The sequence below is a fragment of the Lutispora thermophila DSM 19022 genome (assembly GCF_900142105.1).
Classification (GTDB): domain Bacteria; phylum Bacillota; class Clostridia; order Lutisporales; family Lutisporaceae; genus Lutispora; species Lutispora thermophila.
Window position 1 is genome coordinate 1 of the sequence record NZ_FQZS01000019.1, and the last position, 16,124, is coordinate 16,124.

General features: G+C 33.4%; 15 protein-coding genes, 1 pseudogene and 1 riboswitch. Of the genes and pseudogenes, 7 read left to right on the top strand and 9 right to left on the bottom strand.

Features of this window, described 5'->3' with window-relative positions; translation table 11 throughout:
* The 4 genes and pseudogenes from BUB48_RS13005 to pdxR all read right to left on the bottom strand — a co-directional run.
* Positions 1-265: pseudogene (locus BUB48_RS13005) on the bottom strand (IS982 family transposase); the annotation flags it as partial.
* Between the two features lie 368 nt (positions 266-633).
* Positions 634-1,149: a cysteine hydrolase family protein gene (locus BUB48_RS13010; protein ID WP_073026664.1), complete on the bottom strand. Its 516-nt coding sequence runs from the start codon at positions 1,147-1,149 to the stop codon at positions 634-636.
* Between the two features lie 270 nt (positions 1,150-1,419).
* Positions 1,420-1,737, bottom strand: coding sequence for a thiamine-binding protein (locus BUB48_RS13015; RefSeq protein ID WP_073026665.1), 318 nt, complete (start codon positions 1,735-1,737; stop codon positions 1,420-1,422).
* Between the two features lie 138 nt (positions 1,738-1,875).
* Positions 1,876-1,974: riboswitch (TPP riboswitch) on the bottom strand.
* A gap of 95 nt (positions 1,975-2,069) precedes the next feature.
* Complete coding sequence (gene pdxR / locus BUB48_RS13020) at positions 2,070-3,479, bottom strand: MocR-like pyridoxine biosynthesis transcription factor PdxR (RefSeq protein ID WP_073026666.1); 1,410 nt, start codon at positions 3,477-3,479, stop codon at positions 2,070-2,072.
* Between the two features lie 126 nt (positions 3,480-3,605).
* Between pdxR and pdxS the strand changes: the two genes are divergently transcribed.
* From pdxS to BUB48_RS13045, 5 genes are all read left to right on the top strand, one after another.
* The gene (pdxS, locus tag BUB48_RS13025) at positions 3,606-4,478 is read left to right on the top strand and encodes a pyridoxal 5'-phosphate synthase lyase subunit PdxS (protein WP_073026667.1); all 873 of its coding nucleotides are present in this window, start codon (positions 3,606-3,608) and stop codon (positions 4,476-4,478) included.
* Positions 4,479-4,803: 325 nt separating this feature from the next.
* The gene (locus tag BUB48_RS13030; protein ID WP_073026668.1) at positions 4,804-5,502 is read left to right on the top strand and encodes a DUF969 domain-containing protein; all 699 of its coding nucleotides are present in this window, start codon (positions 4,804-4,806) and stop codon (positions 5,500-5,502) included.
* A gap of 19 nt (positions 5,503-5,521) precedes the next feature.
* Complete coding sequence (locus BUB48_RS13035) at positions 5,522-6,478, top strand: DUF979 domain-containing protein (protein ID WP_073026669.1); 957 nt, start codon at positions 5,522-5,524, stop codon at positions 6,476-6,478.
* 39 nt (positions 6,479-6,517) lie between these two features.
* Positions 6,518-7,159 (top strand): pyroglutamyl-peptidase I, encoded by a 642-nt coding sequence (gene pcp / locus BUB48_RS13040; RefSeq protein WP_073026670.1) that lies wholly within the window; start codon positions 6,518-6,520, stop codon positions 7,157-7,159.
* A 190-nt stretch (positions 7,160-7,349) separates the two neighbouring features.
* A complete protein-coding gene (locus BUB48_RS13045) occupies positions 7,350-8,033 on the top strand; it encodes a Crp/Fnr family transcriptional regulator (RefSeq protein ID WP_073026671.1) in 684 nt (227 codons plus the stop codon).
* Between the two features lie 223 nt (positions 8,034-8,256).
* On the opposite strand, the gene BUB48_RS13050 is transcribed toward BUB48_RS13045, so the two are convergent.
* A complete protein-coding gene (locus BUB48_RS13050) occupies positions 8,257-10,305 on the bottom strand; it encodes a methyl-accepting chemotaxis protein (RefSeq protein WP_073026672.1) in 2,049 nt (682 codons plus the stop codon).
* Between the two features lie 633 nt (positions 10,306-10,938).
* Between BUB48_RS13050 and BUB48_RS13055 the strand changes: the two genes are divergently transcribed.
* Positions 10,939-11,973: a PocR ligand-binding domain-containing protein gene (locus BUB48_RS13055; RefSeq protein WP_073026673.1), complete on the top strand. Its 1,035-nt coding sequence runs from the start codon at positions 10,939-10,941 to the stop codon at positions 11,971-11,973.
* A gap of 45 nt (positions 11,974-12,018) precedes the next feature.
* The gene (locus BUB48_RS13060; protein WP_073026674.1) at positions 12,019-12,516 is read left to right on the top strand and encodes a chemotaxis protein CheW; all 498 of its coding nucleotides are present in this window, start codon (positions 12,019-12,021) and stop codon (positions 12,514-12,516) included.
* A 204-nt stretch (positions 12,517-12,720) separates the two neighbouring features.
* On the opposite strand, the gene BUB48_RS13065 is transcribed toward BUB48_RS13060, so the two are convergent.
* The 4 genes from BUB48_RS13065 to BUB48_RS18145 all read right to left on the bottom strand — a co-directional run bounded on the left by BUB48_RS13065 (position 12,721) and on the right by BUB48_RS18145 (position 16,021).
* Positions 12,721-13,893 carry a pyridoxal phosphate-dependent aminotransferase gene (locus BUB48_RS13065; RefSeq protein ID WP_073026675.1) on the bottom strand — a complete coding sequence of 391 codons (1,173 nt, stop codon included), beginning with the start codon at positions 13,891-13,893 and terminating at the stop codon, positions 12,721-12,723.
* 71 nt (positions 13,894-13,964) lie between these two features.
* Positions 13,965-14,651: a M48 family metallopeptidase gene (locus tag BUB48_RS13070; RefSeq protein ID WP_073026676.1), complete on the bottom strand. Its 687-nt coding sequence runs from the start codon at positions 14,649-14,651 to the stop codon at positions 13,965-13,967.
* Between the two features lie 196 nt (positions 14,652-14,847).
* Complete coding sequence (locus tag BUB48_RS18140) at positions 14,848-15,672, bottom strand: hypothetical protein (protein ID WP_073026677.1); 825 nt, start codon at positions 15,670-15,672, stop codon at positions 14,848-14,850.
* A gap of 13 nt (positions 15,673-15,685) precedes the next feature.
* Entirely contained in the window at positions 15,686-16,021 is a 336-nt protein-coding gene (locus BUB48_RS18145; RefSeq protein ID WP_073026678.1) for a hypothetical protein, read from the bottom strand.
* Between the last annotated feature and the right edge of the window lie 103 nt (positions 16,022-16,124).

Consider the following 16,124-nt stretch of genomic DNA (forward strand, 5'->3'; position numbering starts at 1 on the left):
AAAGCCTTGGAAACAAGTCTCTCATATTCTTATTACAGAAACCAAACCAGGCATTTTCTGAATCAATGGTTAGTAATTTAGCAACAATGCTTAAGGTAATTATTTCACTATCACTCATCTTAGAAGTATTGATATTACAACGATTTTTAATATGTGTTGGAGTAACTTCCTGGTAGATATCGTCAATTATGACATAAGAGACAGTTAAAAAGTCTTTTAAATCTCCAATTTCTTTGATAAAATAGTTTCTATCAGACTCCAGCATATATGTGACCTCCCTATCATTTTCTTGGTTATTAATGATAGGTTACATAATATGTTGGAGTTTTTCATTTGTAGATTTTTGGTAATTCAAAGCTAGCACAACGAGTTAAATTAAATAGTACTTTTATTCTATTTTATTTATGAATTGATTGTGTACGAATTTAACGAAAATTAAAATTTAAGGATTTTTACATTTCCCTATGATTTATTAAAATTGCAAATAAGTAGCCATATCTGCTATAAAGGCAAACATGGCTACTTTATTATCTTCTTTAGTTGTATAAGTTTATACCCGCACTAAAAACCGCTCTATCGCATTAGATTTATAAATGCATGCAACTGAGTTATCTAATGTTGCTTTAATTATCATTAGATAATTTGACAGCCTAATGTGCTCTCCGCTTCCTTAAGCGCAAATTCATGGGCATCATCATTAAAAGATGCTACACCGTCTTTATAAATATTTACTTTGTATGCCAGATTTCTTGCGTCAGCAGCCGTATAAAGCACACAAATGTTTGTGCATACTCCAACTAAATAAAGTTCATCTATACCCTTTTCTCTCAGGTATAAATCCAAATCGGTCCCAAAAAAGGCACTATAGCGTCTTTTTCTAATTACCTTGTCTCCCGGATTAATTTTTATATCTTCTATTATCTCTGCTCCTTCAGTTTGGGCAATGCAATGAGGAGGGAACATATCAAACTCTTTATCATCCTTTTCATGGTTATCACATATAAAGACAATAGGAAAGCCTTCTTTCCTAAACTTATCAATGGTTCCATTTATAAAAGGTACGATTTTTTTCCCTGCTAGACCCACACTCAATGTTCCCATTTCATCGATGAAATCCTTTAGCATATCAATAACCAATAAAGCTTTCATACGAGACTCTCCTTCCCGTTTATCAGTGTAGTAGGAGCATCCAACTCCATCCCGTCACCTTAGAAATAATACCATACTTTCCATAAATGAGCAACTCGTTCAATATTTGATAGTGTTCTTTTCTGCAAAAAAGAACCATCCTGCTACTTTGGTTGAAGTATGCACTTTAATCAACTATTTTCGAGCCATATAAAATACACACTGTTTTTAATCACTAAAACAAGTTATTCTTATTTCTATATACTTCCCTCATGATTTTAAATGTCAAAGCTATCTTTGCTGCTCATTTTGTCCTGCTAGAATACTGTTGATTTTATCAACTTTTGAATTTATCATGTTACTGTATCCAGGACGTATATCTGCCTTTAAAACCACTTCAGTGCGAATACCCTTATTTGCAAGTATAAATGCGGCATCTTTTACAACCTTCATCACCTCATCCCATTCGCCTTCGATTTCTGTAAACATGGAAGTAGTACGATTAGGCAATCCAGAATCACGAATTACCTTTATAACTTCTGCTACTTCAGTTGAAAGTTCATCGCCTATGCCACAAGGCGCAATTGCAACTGCAACTAATGTATTCATATTTTAACCTCCTCTTTCTTAGCAAAATGCTTGAATTTTTATTCAATCATATCAGCCTCATATAGAAGAAGCATAGCTTAAAGTAAACCTTAAGTCTCTGCAAATAAAAATGCCTACTGAATTAGGTAGGCATTACTCACTTTATAGATTATTGCTTCCCTACACCAGTATTAACTGACAGGTTCAAAGGGTCAGGTTTTACCTTCTCAACTCATATGAGTTCCCCCGCAATATGTTTTTTTTAATATTACCACTTATTTACTATGGTGTCAAGTATTTAAGTTTTATGTACATATAATACATATGATTTTACTCAAATATTAACTAAAAAATTAATTATTCAAAAACCATGATTTATATAACATTCTAACAGCATCTCTGATTTCTTGCTCATTCATCGCAGCATATCCCATTATTATTTTGGGACATTTGTCAACATACCTTTTATCAAAATAATACTTGGATATTCCATAGACTTTAACACCATTGATTAAGGCAGATGAAACTAGTTGCTCTTCTGTCATTCCATTGTTAACTTTAAGCAGCAAATGCAATCCAGCTTCAGCTCCCAATGCTTCAATACCACAATTTAATTCTTCTATACTTCTTATTAACAATTCTCGTTTTCTTTTATATATGTTTCGCATCTTATTTAGATGCCTTTCAAAATATCCACCCTGAATAAACTTGAAAAGCACCTTTTGAACTACTATTGGAACAGGGCAAATAATATAGGACAAGTCTTTAATATATTTCTTTAAAAGATGCCTAGGAAGAACCATATAGCTTACTCTAATAGATGGAGAAAGAGCCTTTGAAAATGATCCCATGTAAATAACTTTTTCATTAGTATCGAGTCCTTGTAAAGCAGGTATAGGCTTACCACTATACTTAAACTCGCTATCATAGTCGTCTTCGATAATGTAACGATTATTGCATTCATTAGCCCAGTTCAATATTTGAATTCTCCTATTAATAGGCATAATCTCTCCTGTAGGAAATTGATGAGCCGGAGTAATACATATTGCATTTACATTGTTTTGGATTATTTCTTTTAACATCATCCCTTCTCTGTCGATGTTTATAGCTTTAAACTTTGCTCTATTGCTGGAAAACAACATATTAAGCTTCTCATAACCTGGATTTTCTATGCCAAAAACATATTCTTTATCAAATAATTGAAACAATATTTGAAAAAGAAATTCAGTTCCAGAACTTATTATTATTTGATCAGGTGAGCAATTTACCCCTCTTGATTGATGAAGATAATCAGCTATACTGCTGCGCAAGCCAATATGGCCACGTGAATCTCCAATCCTGAGCAGCTCTTTATCATATTCATCAACAGCATCCTTAAAAAGCTTTCTCCAGATACCAAATGGAAAAGCTTGTTCATCCACCCTATGATATGAAAAATCATACTTTACATTGGACTGACACATATCGAGTTCATTTTTATTATATACGTCACGAATACCAAGTTTATAAATGTTATCAATTTTGCTTACATAGTAGCCGCTTCTTTCCTTTGAATAAATATATCCTTCTTCCATCAACTGGTCATATGCTGCTTGAACGGTATTTTGGCTGATTTTTAAATATGATGACAGCTTTCTCTTAGAAGGAAGCTTTGCATTATAAGAAATTCTTCCTGATTGAATTTCCGACTTAATGAAAGAATAAAGCTGTTCATAAATAGGGATTTTGTTATCTTCCTTAATAAAAAGTGTCAGCATATCCATAACATATCACCTCATATTCTGATACCATTAATTTTGCTCAATCTGATACTTATCTATGATATCAGTTTAACAATATAATAGTATCAGTTGGATAAGATTGTCAATAAAGTAAAGGAGTTGATTCATGTGGAAAATATTCATGAGAAAAGTAAAAAATTAGTTGAGAAACTAAAGGGCGGTGTTATTATGGATGTAACAACGCCTGAGCAAGCAAAGATTGCTGAAGAAGCGGGTGCATGTGCCGTTATGGCATTAGAAAGGGTACCCGCCGATATCCGTGCCGCAGGCGGGGTTTCTAGGATGAGTGATCCTAAGATAATAAAAAGCATACAACAGGCAGTATCAATACCGGTAATGGCAAAAGTCCGCATCGGTCATTTCGTAGAAGCACAAATTCTTCAAGCTATTAACATTGATTTTATCGATGAAAGCGAAGTTCTTTCACCGGCAGATGATACTTTTCATATTGATAAAACTAAATTTCATGTTCCATTTATATGCGGTGCAAGGGATTTAGGAGAGGCATTAAGGAGGATTGCTGAAGGTGCATCAATGATCCGTACTAAAGGCGAAGCGGGAACTGGAGATATAATTCAAGCTGTACGCCACATGAGACAGATGAATCAACAAATCAAGAAGCTGCAGAGCCTGAAAGAAGAGGAGCTTTTCCATGCAGCTAAAGAATTACAGGTTCCTTATGAACTGGCCAAATACGTACACATTAATGGCAGACTTCCTGTAGCTAACTTTGCTGCAGGTGGAATAGCAACGCCCGCAGATGCGGCTTTAATGATGCAACTTGGTGCTGAAGGTGTGTTTGTTGGGTCTGGCATATTTAAATCAAGTAATCCTGCAAAACGAGCAAAGGCAATTGTAAAAGCTGTAGCTCATTATAATGATTCTAAGATTCTGGCAGAAATATCTGAAGACCTTGGCGAAGCAATGGTTGGAATTAATGAACAGGAAATCAGCTATTTAATGTCACAACGTGGAATATAAAAATATTAGGAGGTTAATGTTATTTGTTAACCTCCTATTTTCCTTGTTCTTACATAAAAATTGCAATTATTACAGACTCCAAAAATATTTTTCAATATTGTAGCCTATGCTACAAAAAAATATTTTATCCTATGATATACTTCTCAATATACTAGTATATTGAGAAAATTTGCAATTAACGCACAATATTTCCATGCAAATTTCTCTTGTATTTTGATAGCGTAGTATTATTCAAGTACATGAAATCCCATGATTATTGCTGAATTAAATACTATAGCTATCTGATTAAAAGCTATTTCTATAAAAATTGAAAGGAGTTGAAATGATGATTAAGCTTATCGGAATTGTAATTATTGTTATTGGATTCATGCTAAAGCTAGATACCATAGCTGTTGTTGTTATTGCAGGAATAGCAACGGGTCTTGTATCTGGCTTATCCTTCAACGAAGTTATGACAATTTTAGGAGAAGGATTTGTAACAAATCGTCATATGTCAATTTTTATTATTTCTCTACCTGTAATAGGACTACTTGAAAGATATGGTTTGAGAGAGAGAGCAGCTTTTCTAATTGGAAAAATAAAATCCTTAACCATGGGTAAATTAACCTCACTTTACTTAATAATAAGAACAGTATCAGCCATGTTCGGCCTAAGGATGGGAGGTCACGTTCAGTTCATCAGACCACTTATTCTTCCTATGGCTGAAGGAGCCGCAACCAGCAGATATGGAAAACTGGACGAAGAGGATGTTCAAACAATTAAGGGTCTTGAAGGTGCTGTTGAAAATTATGGCAACTTTTTCGGTCAAAACTTCTTTGTAGCATCGGGAGGCGTGTTGCTAATTGTTGGCGTTATGAAGGAACAAGGTTATTATCTGGAAGCCATAGATGTCGCTAAAGCTTCATTGCCCATAGCATTAATTATTATGATAGTAGGCACATTGCAGTTTTTATATTACGATAAAAAGTTTGATAAAAAATACCTTAAAACCTTTGATAAATCTGAAAAAGCTAATATAAATTAATGTTCAAGAGGGTGTTATCATGTTAAAAGATTCATTAACAGAGTTGTTATATATATTATGTGGTCTTATATGTTTTTTCTCAGTATATAGTACATGCAAGGATAAAAAACATCCTTCAAAACTAGCAACTGCATTATTCTGGAGTATTTTAGGCTTTATTTTTACTTTCAGCAGAATAGGAACACTGTGGGGAAATAGTGAAATATATATAAATAATACAGTTGTTGGCTATCTTGTTTTGGCAATGGCTATTCTATCTGCTTCAAAAAAAGTGAAATACAATACTTTTAATGAATCCACAGCAGATTTTAAAGAAAAAATGGCTGCAATAATAGGAAATAAAATATTCATACCGGCTTTATCTTTGGCTATTGTGGCATTTGTTATTGCTCAGCTATGGACGAAGCAATTGGGTTCATTGGTAGCATTAGGTATATCTGCGGTAGTCGCATCAATATTATCTCTAATGATCACTAAGGGAAAATGCAGTGAAATGATAGAAGATGGCAGAAGACTTCTTGAAGTAGTAGGACCTGTCAGCATATTACCACAGTTATTGGCAGCCCTTGGCTCAGTTTTTGCAGTGGCAGGTGTTGGTGATGTAATCGCCGGTGCTATCAAAACAGTAATTCCTGAAGGTAATATCTTCTTAGGTGTTGTTACCTACTGTATAGGAATGGCATTGTTTACAATGATTATGGGAAACGGTTTTGCTGCCTTTACTGTAATTACTGTGGGAATAGGTGTACCTTTTGTGTTTATGCAAGGTGCTGATCCTGCAATAGCATCAACACTAGCACTTACTGCTGGTTTCTGCGGTACTTTGCTCACACCAATGGCAGCAAACTTTAATATAGTTCCTACAGCTATTCTAGAAATAGATGATAGAAAATATGGACTAATAAAGTATCAAGCTCCTGTAGCTATTGTTATGTTGATAATTCATATAATCTTGATGTATGTCTGGGCATTCTAAAATCTTGAACTCAATATTGTTATATTTTGGAGGTGCTGTATGAAAGTATTAGTAACTGGATTTGAACCATTTGGCGGAGAAAGCATTAACCCCTCATTTGAAGCTGTAAAAAAATTAGATGACAATATTGCAGGGGCAAAAATTGTTAAATCTGAAATCCCAACAGTTTTCTATAAATCCATTCACAAATTAGAAGAATTGATTATAAAAGAGCAGCCTGATATCGTAATTTGTGTCGGTCAGGCCGGTGGTAGATACGATATAACCATCGAAAGAGTTGGAATCAACATTGATGATGCACGTATTGAAGATAATGAAGGAAATCAACCAATAGATACTCCCATTTTTGAAGATGGAGAAAATGCTTATTTTTCTAATCTTCCAATAAAAGCTATGGTAAACGAAATAAAAAAATCCAATATTCCTGCTTCAGTATCAAACACTGCCGGTACTTTTGTATGCAATCACATTATGTATGGCCTTTTGTATCTGATTAATAAAAAATACCCAAACATACGTGGAGGATTTATTCATGTTCCCTTCAGCGCAGAACAGGTAATCAATAAACCTAACACCCCTTTCATGGAAATTTCCATGATTACAGAAGGTATAAGATGCGCTATAAAAGCTGCAGTTGAAAATAGAACTGACTTAAAAGCCTCTGCTGGCACAATATGCTAAAACATTAGTAGAGTTTATAAACATAATATATTTCTGATAATGATTGAAAAACAGATTATCTTTAATTTATTTAAGATTAATCTGTTTTTCTGATATTATTAATATCATATTATGTAAGCTTTCGTTATAGATAATTATACCATTCAATTTTGAATATCTGCATGACTAGACTTTAAAAGGAGGGAAAAATATGTATAATGATTTCTTCGATGATAATAGACAATTGATCATGAGAAAATTTTTTTTAGATAATCTCAGTAAAATTGGCACCATAAAAGATTTTAAAAAGAATGAGTTAATTAATATTAAATCAGAAAGCTATGTAGCTATAGTTTTAAAAGGACATATAACCCAAAGTGTTATTAGTACAAAAGGACATGAAAAGCTGCTATATGTGTTAAGACCAGGCGAGATATTCGGAGAAATGAATTTCTTTTGCGGAGGCACTGATTCAATTATTGCTAAAGGAAAAACCGATGGCCAGATGTCTGTTATAACCGGAGATACTTTAGAAAAGGCACTTGAAATGCATCCAGAAATTTATAGGCATTTTATACATAGTATAACACGAAAGTTTAGAATAATTTTGCTTCAACTTACGAACTCCATCTTTAATGATGCCATCGGAAAAATTTGTGATGCATTATTGAGACTTTATTCATGTGCAGATCGCACTGAATCAGGTCAGGCAAGTATCAATTTGCCCCTCACACATCAGGAATTGGCTAACAATATAGGTTGCTCCAGAATAACAGTTACTCGATGCCTAAATAAGTTGTTAGATGAAAATGTTATAAGTTACGAAAACAAATCTATAGTTATCAATAAGCCTGAAGCTTTGAAGCAATATATTGACACAATTGCTGAAGAATAACTATGTTTAATAATTCATTTCACCCCCAAGTTTTTACTTTTTTCATAAATATAGCATACTAAAAGTATAATGAGTTTCTCATCTTCCTTTTAGTATGCTATATTCCTTTTTTAATTTATAATGTTACTGCCAACATAGTTATATCCATACAATATACTTTCATAGATAACTTTATAACTAATGAACAGATTTCTTCATGTTATATGATTGAACTTTCCAACTTTTATTCAAACTTGAACTGATTAATCTGTTGATTTAATTCCATTGACAATTCATTTAAGCGCTCTGCATTTTTGGCTACTTCCTCAATGGCCTTCACTTGTTCATTTAAAGAAGCTGTGACTTCTTCAGTTGCAGCGGCCGTTTCCTCTGAAACTGCAGAAATGCTGCTGATGGATTTAACTATTATATCCTTATTAATACTTAATTCATCAATAAACTTATTGACTTTATCTATTTCATCAGTTATGTTACCAATAGATCTTGAGATTATGCTGAATGTCCTATTTACTCCTTCTACTGCCGATGTCTGCTCTTGTGTTATATATTTTACCTCACTCATTCTTTCTATAGCATTGTTATTTTCTGCTTGCAATTCCTCCACTATTTCCTTTATTTTATCAGCTGCTTCCTTTGATTCTTCAGCAAGCTTTCTAATTTCTTCTGCTACTACAGCAAAACCGCGGCCCGCTTCTCCTGCTCTTGCAGCTTCTATTGAAGCATTAAGTGCCAATAGATTTGTTTGTCCAGCAATAGATGAAATAGTGCCTAATATTTCATTGATTTTACTTGATTTAATATTTAAATCTTTTATCGTCTCTTGAATTTTGATCATTGATTCATTGTTCAACTTAGTTTTCTTAATTAGCTCTTCAACAGCAATTATGCCATCCTTATTGGCATCATTAACTTCTTTTGCGTTATCATACATGGTTTTACTCTTAATTTTCAATTGTTCGAATTTTTCATCTAAAGATGCTGCATTGATAGAACTCTGCTCTGCATCTGATGCTTGTTCTCCAGCGCCCTTTGCTATATCTTCTACTGCTCTGCAAACCTCTTCAGATGATGCAACTGTTTCTTCTGATATAGCAGCTAAGCTGTTAGCAGAATGTGCCGCTTCCTCAGCCACATTTCTGACACCAATCAGCAGTTTCTTCATATTATTTATCATTCTATCAAAACTATTAGAAAGGGCACCTAATTCATCCTTAGAATTAACATCACATTTTACTGTTAGATCTCCTTGTGCCAATAACTCTGCTGTAGCCTTTATTTTAACGATTCTGCTAATAATATTTTTTGTAAACAATATTATTACCAATGTAACAATAGAAATACATACGAAAAACAAAATCACTACATTTCGCAATAAAACATTTAACGGTTCATATAATTCCTTCTCAGATATAGTAAGCCCAATTATCCAATTAGTCTTTGGGAAATTGTAATAATACAACTTATATTTTTCATTGCCATCCAAATATGAAGCATTGCCGTTTTTGCTTTCCAACATCCTTTTTCCAACTTCAGAAAAACTCTGATTAGGATCGTTTAAGATATTCTCTTTCATTACTTTTTCAGAATCACTATGGGCTATAAAAAGTCCTTCTCTATTTATTAAAAATGCTTTACCCGTTTCTCCTACTACCGTATTGCTTATTAATTCTTGTATACTGCTTAAATTAATATCTGCAGTGACAACTCCCTTAACTTCTCCATTATGAAAAAACGGTACAGAAGTTGTAATCATGGTAATATCAGAAATTTCATCGTAATATGGATTACTCCATTGAACTTCTCCACCAGAATTTTTTGCTTTTTGATACCAATCATATGCAAAATAATCATATTGTTCGTTGCTATAATCCATTGTTAATTCTATATTATTTCCATCTTTATATGCATAGGGTCCAAAGTATTTTTCTTCTGCACTAAATTCATAGGGTTCAAACCATATGCCGTTCCCATAGGTATCTTCATTTGTATCCACAATACTTTTTAACATTGAAATATAGACATTTTTATCTTTTATATGTATGGTAGATTCTACTGATTTTGCTATATTAATTGCCAATTGCTCATGCTTCCATAGTCTCTTTTCAATTCCTTCAGTAATGGTGTTTATTTGATGAGACATCTTTTCTTCAATTTCATTATTGATTATGGCCTTTGAAAAGAAATAACTTGTTGCCGTGACAGCAAACATACCTATAACTACTAAAGAAATAGTGATACTCAATAAAGCTGCTCTTATACTCTTGAACCTCATAAAAGCCTCTCCTTTCATATATACTATTTTTAATCGCAGAACCACACAATTTGAATGAATGCTGAATAAGTATTTGCTTAAATGCTTATTGCATCTGTTTCCAGAAACAGAACATGATTCAATTCTACAAAGCTTGATTTATTTCATTATTTGACTGATATGACAAAATATTTGCTTCTTCGTAATTATAATTTTTATACATCGCTTAACTCATTCCTGACATTTTATCATCATCGTAAAATAAAACTCTTCTTATGTTTATTATAGTACCAATGTCCTAATTAAACAACATAATTTTACATATATAGTCATGATTAGACATAATTTATGCAACGTATCGTTGAAGTTAATTTTTTTAATAATACTTAGACATTGCAAAAAATAATAAAATATTGGTATTGTGTTGATTCTTGAGAATCATATGTAAAATTATAATCACACAGTTCTTCTTCATTAATTTGGAAAGAATATAATTTCTAAATTATTTTTATTTGCATTCTTCCTCTTTGCAATAATTTAAACAATTCCTAATTTTCTTTACTTTTAATTTGTGTAATGCTATACTAATATCAATTCGACATATATGGTCAAATTACTCCATATTTTGCATATTATAATTCGGGAGGGATTGTAATGAGCAATGAAAAGACAACAATGAATCTCACTAATATCAAATTACAAGATGTAATAGACATTGATTTTCTGCAAAAATTCCAAGACGATTTTGCTACTGCCATAGGATTGGCAAGTGTCACTGTTGATACTAATGGAATCCCTGTAACAAACCCCAGCAGATACACAAGGTTTTGCAACTATGTTCATTCTACTAAAATTGGAGATAATCGTTGTGCGGAATCTCACCGCAAAGGGGGAGAAGAAGCTGCTAGATTGGGTAAACCTGTCACCTATGAATGTCATGCTGGATTAATCGATTTTGCTGCTCCCATCATGCTTGAAGGTCAATTAATTGGCACAATTCTAGGAGGTCAAGTATTGGAGAACTTTCAGAATGAAGACAAGTATAAGCAAATTGCCTCAGAAATAAATGTAGATGAAGCAGCCTTTGTATCTGCTGCCAAAGAAATAAGATTAATGTCAAACGAAGAAATCTTGGCTGCTGCTGAAGTATTATACTTTGTAGCTAATAGTATGGCAAAAAATTGGTATCATCAACGAAAATTAGCAGACGCTACCGATACATTAAATGAGAGTTTAAATCAAATAGCTGCTACCATGGAACAACTCGCAGCCTCAGCACAAGAAGTTAATAATTCTCAAAAAATGCTCAATGCAGAAATTAATAATGTTAATACAATGTCTGAGCAAATAAGTGAAGTTTTAGATTTTATTAAGGAAATTGCAGATGAAACTCGCATGCTTGGTCTAAATGCAGCTATTGAAGCAGCCAGAGCAGGCACCGCTGGGCTAGGCTTTGGAGTCGTCGCAGAAGAGATACGCAAGCTATCCAGTGAATCAAAGCAAACCGTTGCAAAAATAAGATCCTTTGTTGATAAAATTCAAGCTTCTATTAAAAACACTGTAAAAATAGGAGATACCACTATTTCTGCTACAGAAGAGCAATCCGCTGCTGTACAAGAAATGACTGCAAGTATAGAAGAAATATCCTCTCTATCCGAAAGTTTAAACGAACTTGCTCATAGTAAATAGTTCTATAGGGCATAACCTTATAATAAAGCGATCGGGGGTTTTTGCATGTCAAATGCTCAATTTATCATATTCGAATTAGAAAAGCAACAATATGGCATTAGGATAGATTTTGTTAACGGAATAAACAAACTGAAGGATTTTTTAATTTACAATGTTCCTAACTCTCCTACTTTCATTGAAGGCATAATCAACCTAAGAGGTAAAGTCATCCCACTGTACAATTTAAGAAAACGTTTCAACTTAGCAAATAACAATATTACCAAAGAAGATGAAATACTAATTGCCATAGTAGATGATTTCATGATTGGTCTTATTGTGAATGAGGTAATAGATATAGTTAAGATTAGCGATGAAGATATTGAACCTACAAACAGACTGTTTTCTAACAATATCTACAGTACATTCATTTCAGGTATAGCTAAAACAAATGAACATATGATCATCATACTGGATGTTCAAAAAGTTCTAACAGCGGAAGAACAGGATCTTGTTGTTCCATTAATCGAAGGACAGAATATAGAAGCAATCAATGATAAAATCTAATTCATATTACGTACATATTAACGATACATAAATATTAAGAGATTAGAAGGATGACCTTTCCTCTAATCTCTTAATATTTATGCAGCTATTTTGATTTACTTTCAATTCTTAAGAAAACTCTTTTGCTTCATTTCTCATTGCTCCACATTCTTCCATTGTCTATACATGCTTGAAATATGCATTTGTTTTGATACAAAATTCATATTAAATTTTGACTAGTTTTTCCAATCGATTCAACACCTCATCCAATATATCTCGACTTCTTGCAAAATGCAATCTAATTAGATTATTCACAGGCTCCCTGAAAAAGCTTGATCCCGGAACTGCAGCAACACCTATCTTTTTTATCATCCATTCGCAAAACTGCAAATCAGTCCATCCTTTAAATATATCCATTGACAAGAACTCTGATATATCCATCATTACGAAATAGGTACCCTGTGGTGTCGTATGTTTTAATCCTATATCATCAAGACGTTTGCAGAAATAATCTCGCTTTTCGGTATACATTTTTTGCAATTTTTTATAGTATGAATCATCAAAGTTGACACCTATGCAGGCAGCCTCCTGAAGCGGAGTTGGAGCACATATAGTTAGGAAATCATGAACTTTTTTTGCATTTTCCATTACCTTTTCCGGTCCTATGAGATATCCCAAACGCCAACCTGTTATAGAATAAGTTTTTGACAAAGAGCTGCAAGTTATTGTGTTGTCATACATGTCTTGCAATCCTGCCATATGAACATGTTGATAAGGTTCATATATTATATGTTCATATACTTCATCGGTGATTACAAATGCATCATGCTTTAATGCCAAAGAACCTATAAACTCCATTTCTTCCTTAGTAAACACCTTGCCAGTTGGATTTGACGGATTGCAAACAACTATCGCTTTAACATTTTGCTTAAAGGCATCCTCCAGCACTTGTTTATCAAAACTAAAATCCGGCGGATTCAGTGGCACATATATGGGGTTTGCTCCTGAGAGAATTATATCTGCCATGTAATTCTCGTAAAAAGGGCTGAAAATAATTACATTATCACCTGGATTGCATATGGTCATCATAGCACACATCATAGCTTCAGTACCACCGCAAGTAACAAGTACTTCCTTATCAGGATCAATTGTACGATTAATAGCTTTACCATGCTTTCTTGCCAATGCACTTCGCAAATTATAAGATCCATATGTAATTGTATATTGATGGGGCCCAGTATATGTTATATTAGCCAATGCATCTAATATCTCCTTAGGTGGATCAAAATCAGGGAATCCCTGAGAAAGATTTATGGCTCCATAGGCATCAGATATTCTTGTCATGCGCCTTATGACAGAATCAGTAAACAAATCAACACGATCGCTTAGTCTCGGCATTTTTCTACCTCCTTGTAAAAAGCCGTTATAATTTATATCACTATATTAATACACTCAAACTATACCACAACCTATAGTTGATTCAACTCTTCTTTTATCTCCTTCCAGCCAGGTAGGTATTCATCCATATAAGCATAAAACCTTTTATTATGATGTCTTTCAAGTAGATGTACCATCTCATGAACTACTATGTATTCAAGGCATCTTGGATTTTTTTTTGCCAATTCTAGATTGATCCAGATTCGTTTTGCAACAGGATTGCAGGTACCCCATTTGGTTTTCATAAGCTTAACTCCATAAGAAGTCACCTTTACATCCATTACTTGCTCCCATTTTTCAATGAACTTTGAGATATCTTTTTTAAGCTGGCTTCGATACCATTCAATCATCACTTTTTCTCTTTGCTCCCTGGTGCTTCCTTCTCTAATGTAAAAATCCATTCGATTATTGCATATCTCTACTCTTTGTCTTTTTCTTGTATATATGACATTTAATAAATATCTTCTGCCTTGAAAGTAATGGTTTTCTCCTGAAACATATTGTTTTTGAGGATCTATCTCCATATTCTGATATTTAGCCCGTTGCTTTTTTATCCAGTTTAACTTTGAAACAGCAAAATTCCAAATATCCCCATCATTTATTTTCTTAGGTGCAGTAATTCGCACTCTACCGTCAGGTTTATATACAGATATGTACATGTTCTTGATGCTTTTTTTGATTACTTCTATATCAATATCTTCAATTCTAATGCTTTTCATATGAATTCTCCATTTATTTCTATTATCTATCACAGGAAATATATATAAATTATGCCATCATTTATATAGATACTTAGATGTTTGCTTGCTAATTATACCATATATGTTGACCACATACAAAAAAACTGAACAATATATTAAACTTAAACAACTATGATGGCGGTATATACATAACCATCATGGTTACTGCTGATCTTTAACTATTGAGACTATTATTTTGCTTCTTCCAATACCAATTGTAGTACAAATTGAGATTCCATCTTTTCTTTTTAGCCGTTGAAATACTATCCGATAATATTTTACATAACTCCTGCTCTGATTGCTTTGCTAATCTCATAACTTCTATTTTATCCTCATCAGACTTGACTTGATCAGCAAGCTTCATCAGCTGTGCTTCTACTTCATCCCTCTTGGCTGTAAATGATGATATATCTGCTATTTGTCCATTAAGCACCATCCTATGTAACAACTCATTTTTCTTCCAATATTCTACAGCTTCTGATTGCTGTTCTTCAGTAAAAAACAATTCCTTGTTTTCAATAAACCAGTAAGGCTTATACAAAGATAGACATGGCAGAGAAGTATTTGTACACCACAATGTTATACTGCCACTCCTCAACTGTGCTATCATGCTTCCAGTGGTTTGGCTTGAAATAACTCCCCCTCCGTGCATGCATATGCTTTTCATGCTGCCGGATCTGAAATTCCCAACTTTATCATTACAATGGCTTCTCAGTATTCTCTTCATATAACCCACATCAATGTTTCTAGCATTGCTTCTCAAGGAATCCATTGTGTACTGCCGCCTATAATCTCCTTTTGAAGCAAATGAATACAACTTATCCTCATAACAATCCTTGAAGCTGAAATCCTCTTTAGACTTGCAACATCCTTTGCTAATGGCATCGTTTATCAAATCACTACTGCATCGGTCAAAATCTTTTTTCAGGGTAAGGGAGTTTGAAATAGTATATATATCATATATTTGCTTTACTGCCCAATTCTTACCGGCAGTTTCCAACACATAAGCACTATTATGATCCGCTATGATAAAAGAATTGTGATAGCGGAGATTTTGACTTCAGCTTTTCCTTTGTGAATACCGCCTCATTGCCAATGACTAATCCCTTATAATTTATCCCCATTTCGGCACCCCATATCCAGTGGGGCTTTATCAATATTGCTTCATATGTAAACTCTTCTCCGTCAACTTCTATATATGTACATTTAATTTTTTTGTTTTTATCTCGCTTTTTAGGAGGTACTCTAATCATTATTTGTGGTTCATTAGGTTCTCTGTCGCTGTTCTTACCAAATATCACCGAGTTGTCCTTCGTTGCATTTGATAAAGCAACCAACGTATCACACATTGTATATCCCGCCTTTTGTATGCTATGTTTAATAGCTATACTAAACGTTTCTGGATATTCTATTTCTCATGAAAACTGTAGAAGTCGTTCCAATAACCAACAA

Excerpts from the sequence above, each read along its gene's own strand:
- BUB48_RS13010 (WP_073026664.1), bottom strand. The coding sequence starts at position 1,149 with ATGAAAGCTTTATTGGTTATTGATATGCTAAAGGATTTCATCGATGAA.
- BUB48_RS13015 (WP_073026665.1), bottom strand. The coding sequence starts at position 1,737 with ATGAATACATTAGTTGCAGTTGCAATTGCGCCTTGTGGCATAGGCGAT.
- pdxR (WP_073026666.1), bottom strand. The coding sequence starts at position 3,479 with ATGGATATGCTGACACTTTTTATTAAGGAAGATAACAAAATCCCTATT.
- BUB48_RS13030 (WP_073026668.1), top strand. The coding sequence starts at position 4,804 with ATGATTAAGCTTATCGGAATTGTAATTATTGTTATTGGATTCATGCTA.
- BUB48_RS13035 (WP_073026669.1), top strand. The coding sequence starts at position 5,522 with ATGTTAAAAGATTCATTAACAGAGTTGTTATATATATTATGTGGTCTT.
- pcp (WP_073026670.1), top strand. The coding sequence starts at position 6,518 with ATGAAAGTATTAGTAACTGGATTTGAACCATTTGGCGGAGAAAGCATT.
- BUB48_RS13045 (WP_073026671.1), top strand. The coding sequence starts at position 7,350 with ATGTATAATGATTTCTTCGATGATAATAGACAATTGATCATGAGAAAA.
- BUB48_RS13050 (WP_073026672.1), bottom strand. The coding sequence starts at position 10,305 with ATGAGGTTCAAGAGTATAAGAGCAGCTTTATTGAGTATCACTATTTCT.
- BUB48_RS13055 (WP_073026673.1), top strand. The coding sequence starts at position 10,939 with ATGAGCAATGAAAAGACAACAATGAATCTCACTAATATCAAATTACAA.
- BUB48_RS13060 (WP_073026674.1), top strand. The coding sequence starts at position 12,019 with ATGTCAAATGCTCAATTTATCATATTCGAATTAGAAAAGCAACAATAT.
- BUB48_RS13065 (WP_073026675.1), bottom strand. The coding sequence starts at position 13,893 with ATGCCGAGACTAAGCGATCGTGTTGATTTGTTTACTGATTCTGTCATA.
- BUB48_RS13070 (WP_073026676.1), bottom strand. The coding sequence starts at position 14,651 with ATGAAAAGCATTAGAATTGAAGATATTGATATAGAAGTAATCAAAAAA.
- BUB48_RS18145 (WP_073026678.1), bottom strand. The coding sequence starts at position 16,021 with ATGTGTGATACGTTGGTTGCTTTATCAAATGCAACGAAGGACAACTCG.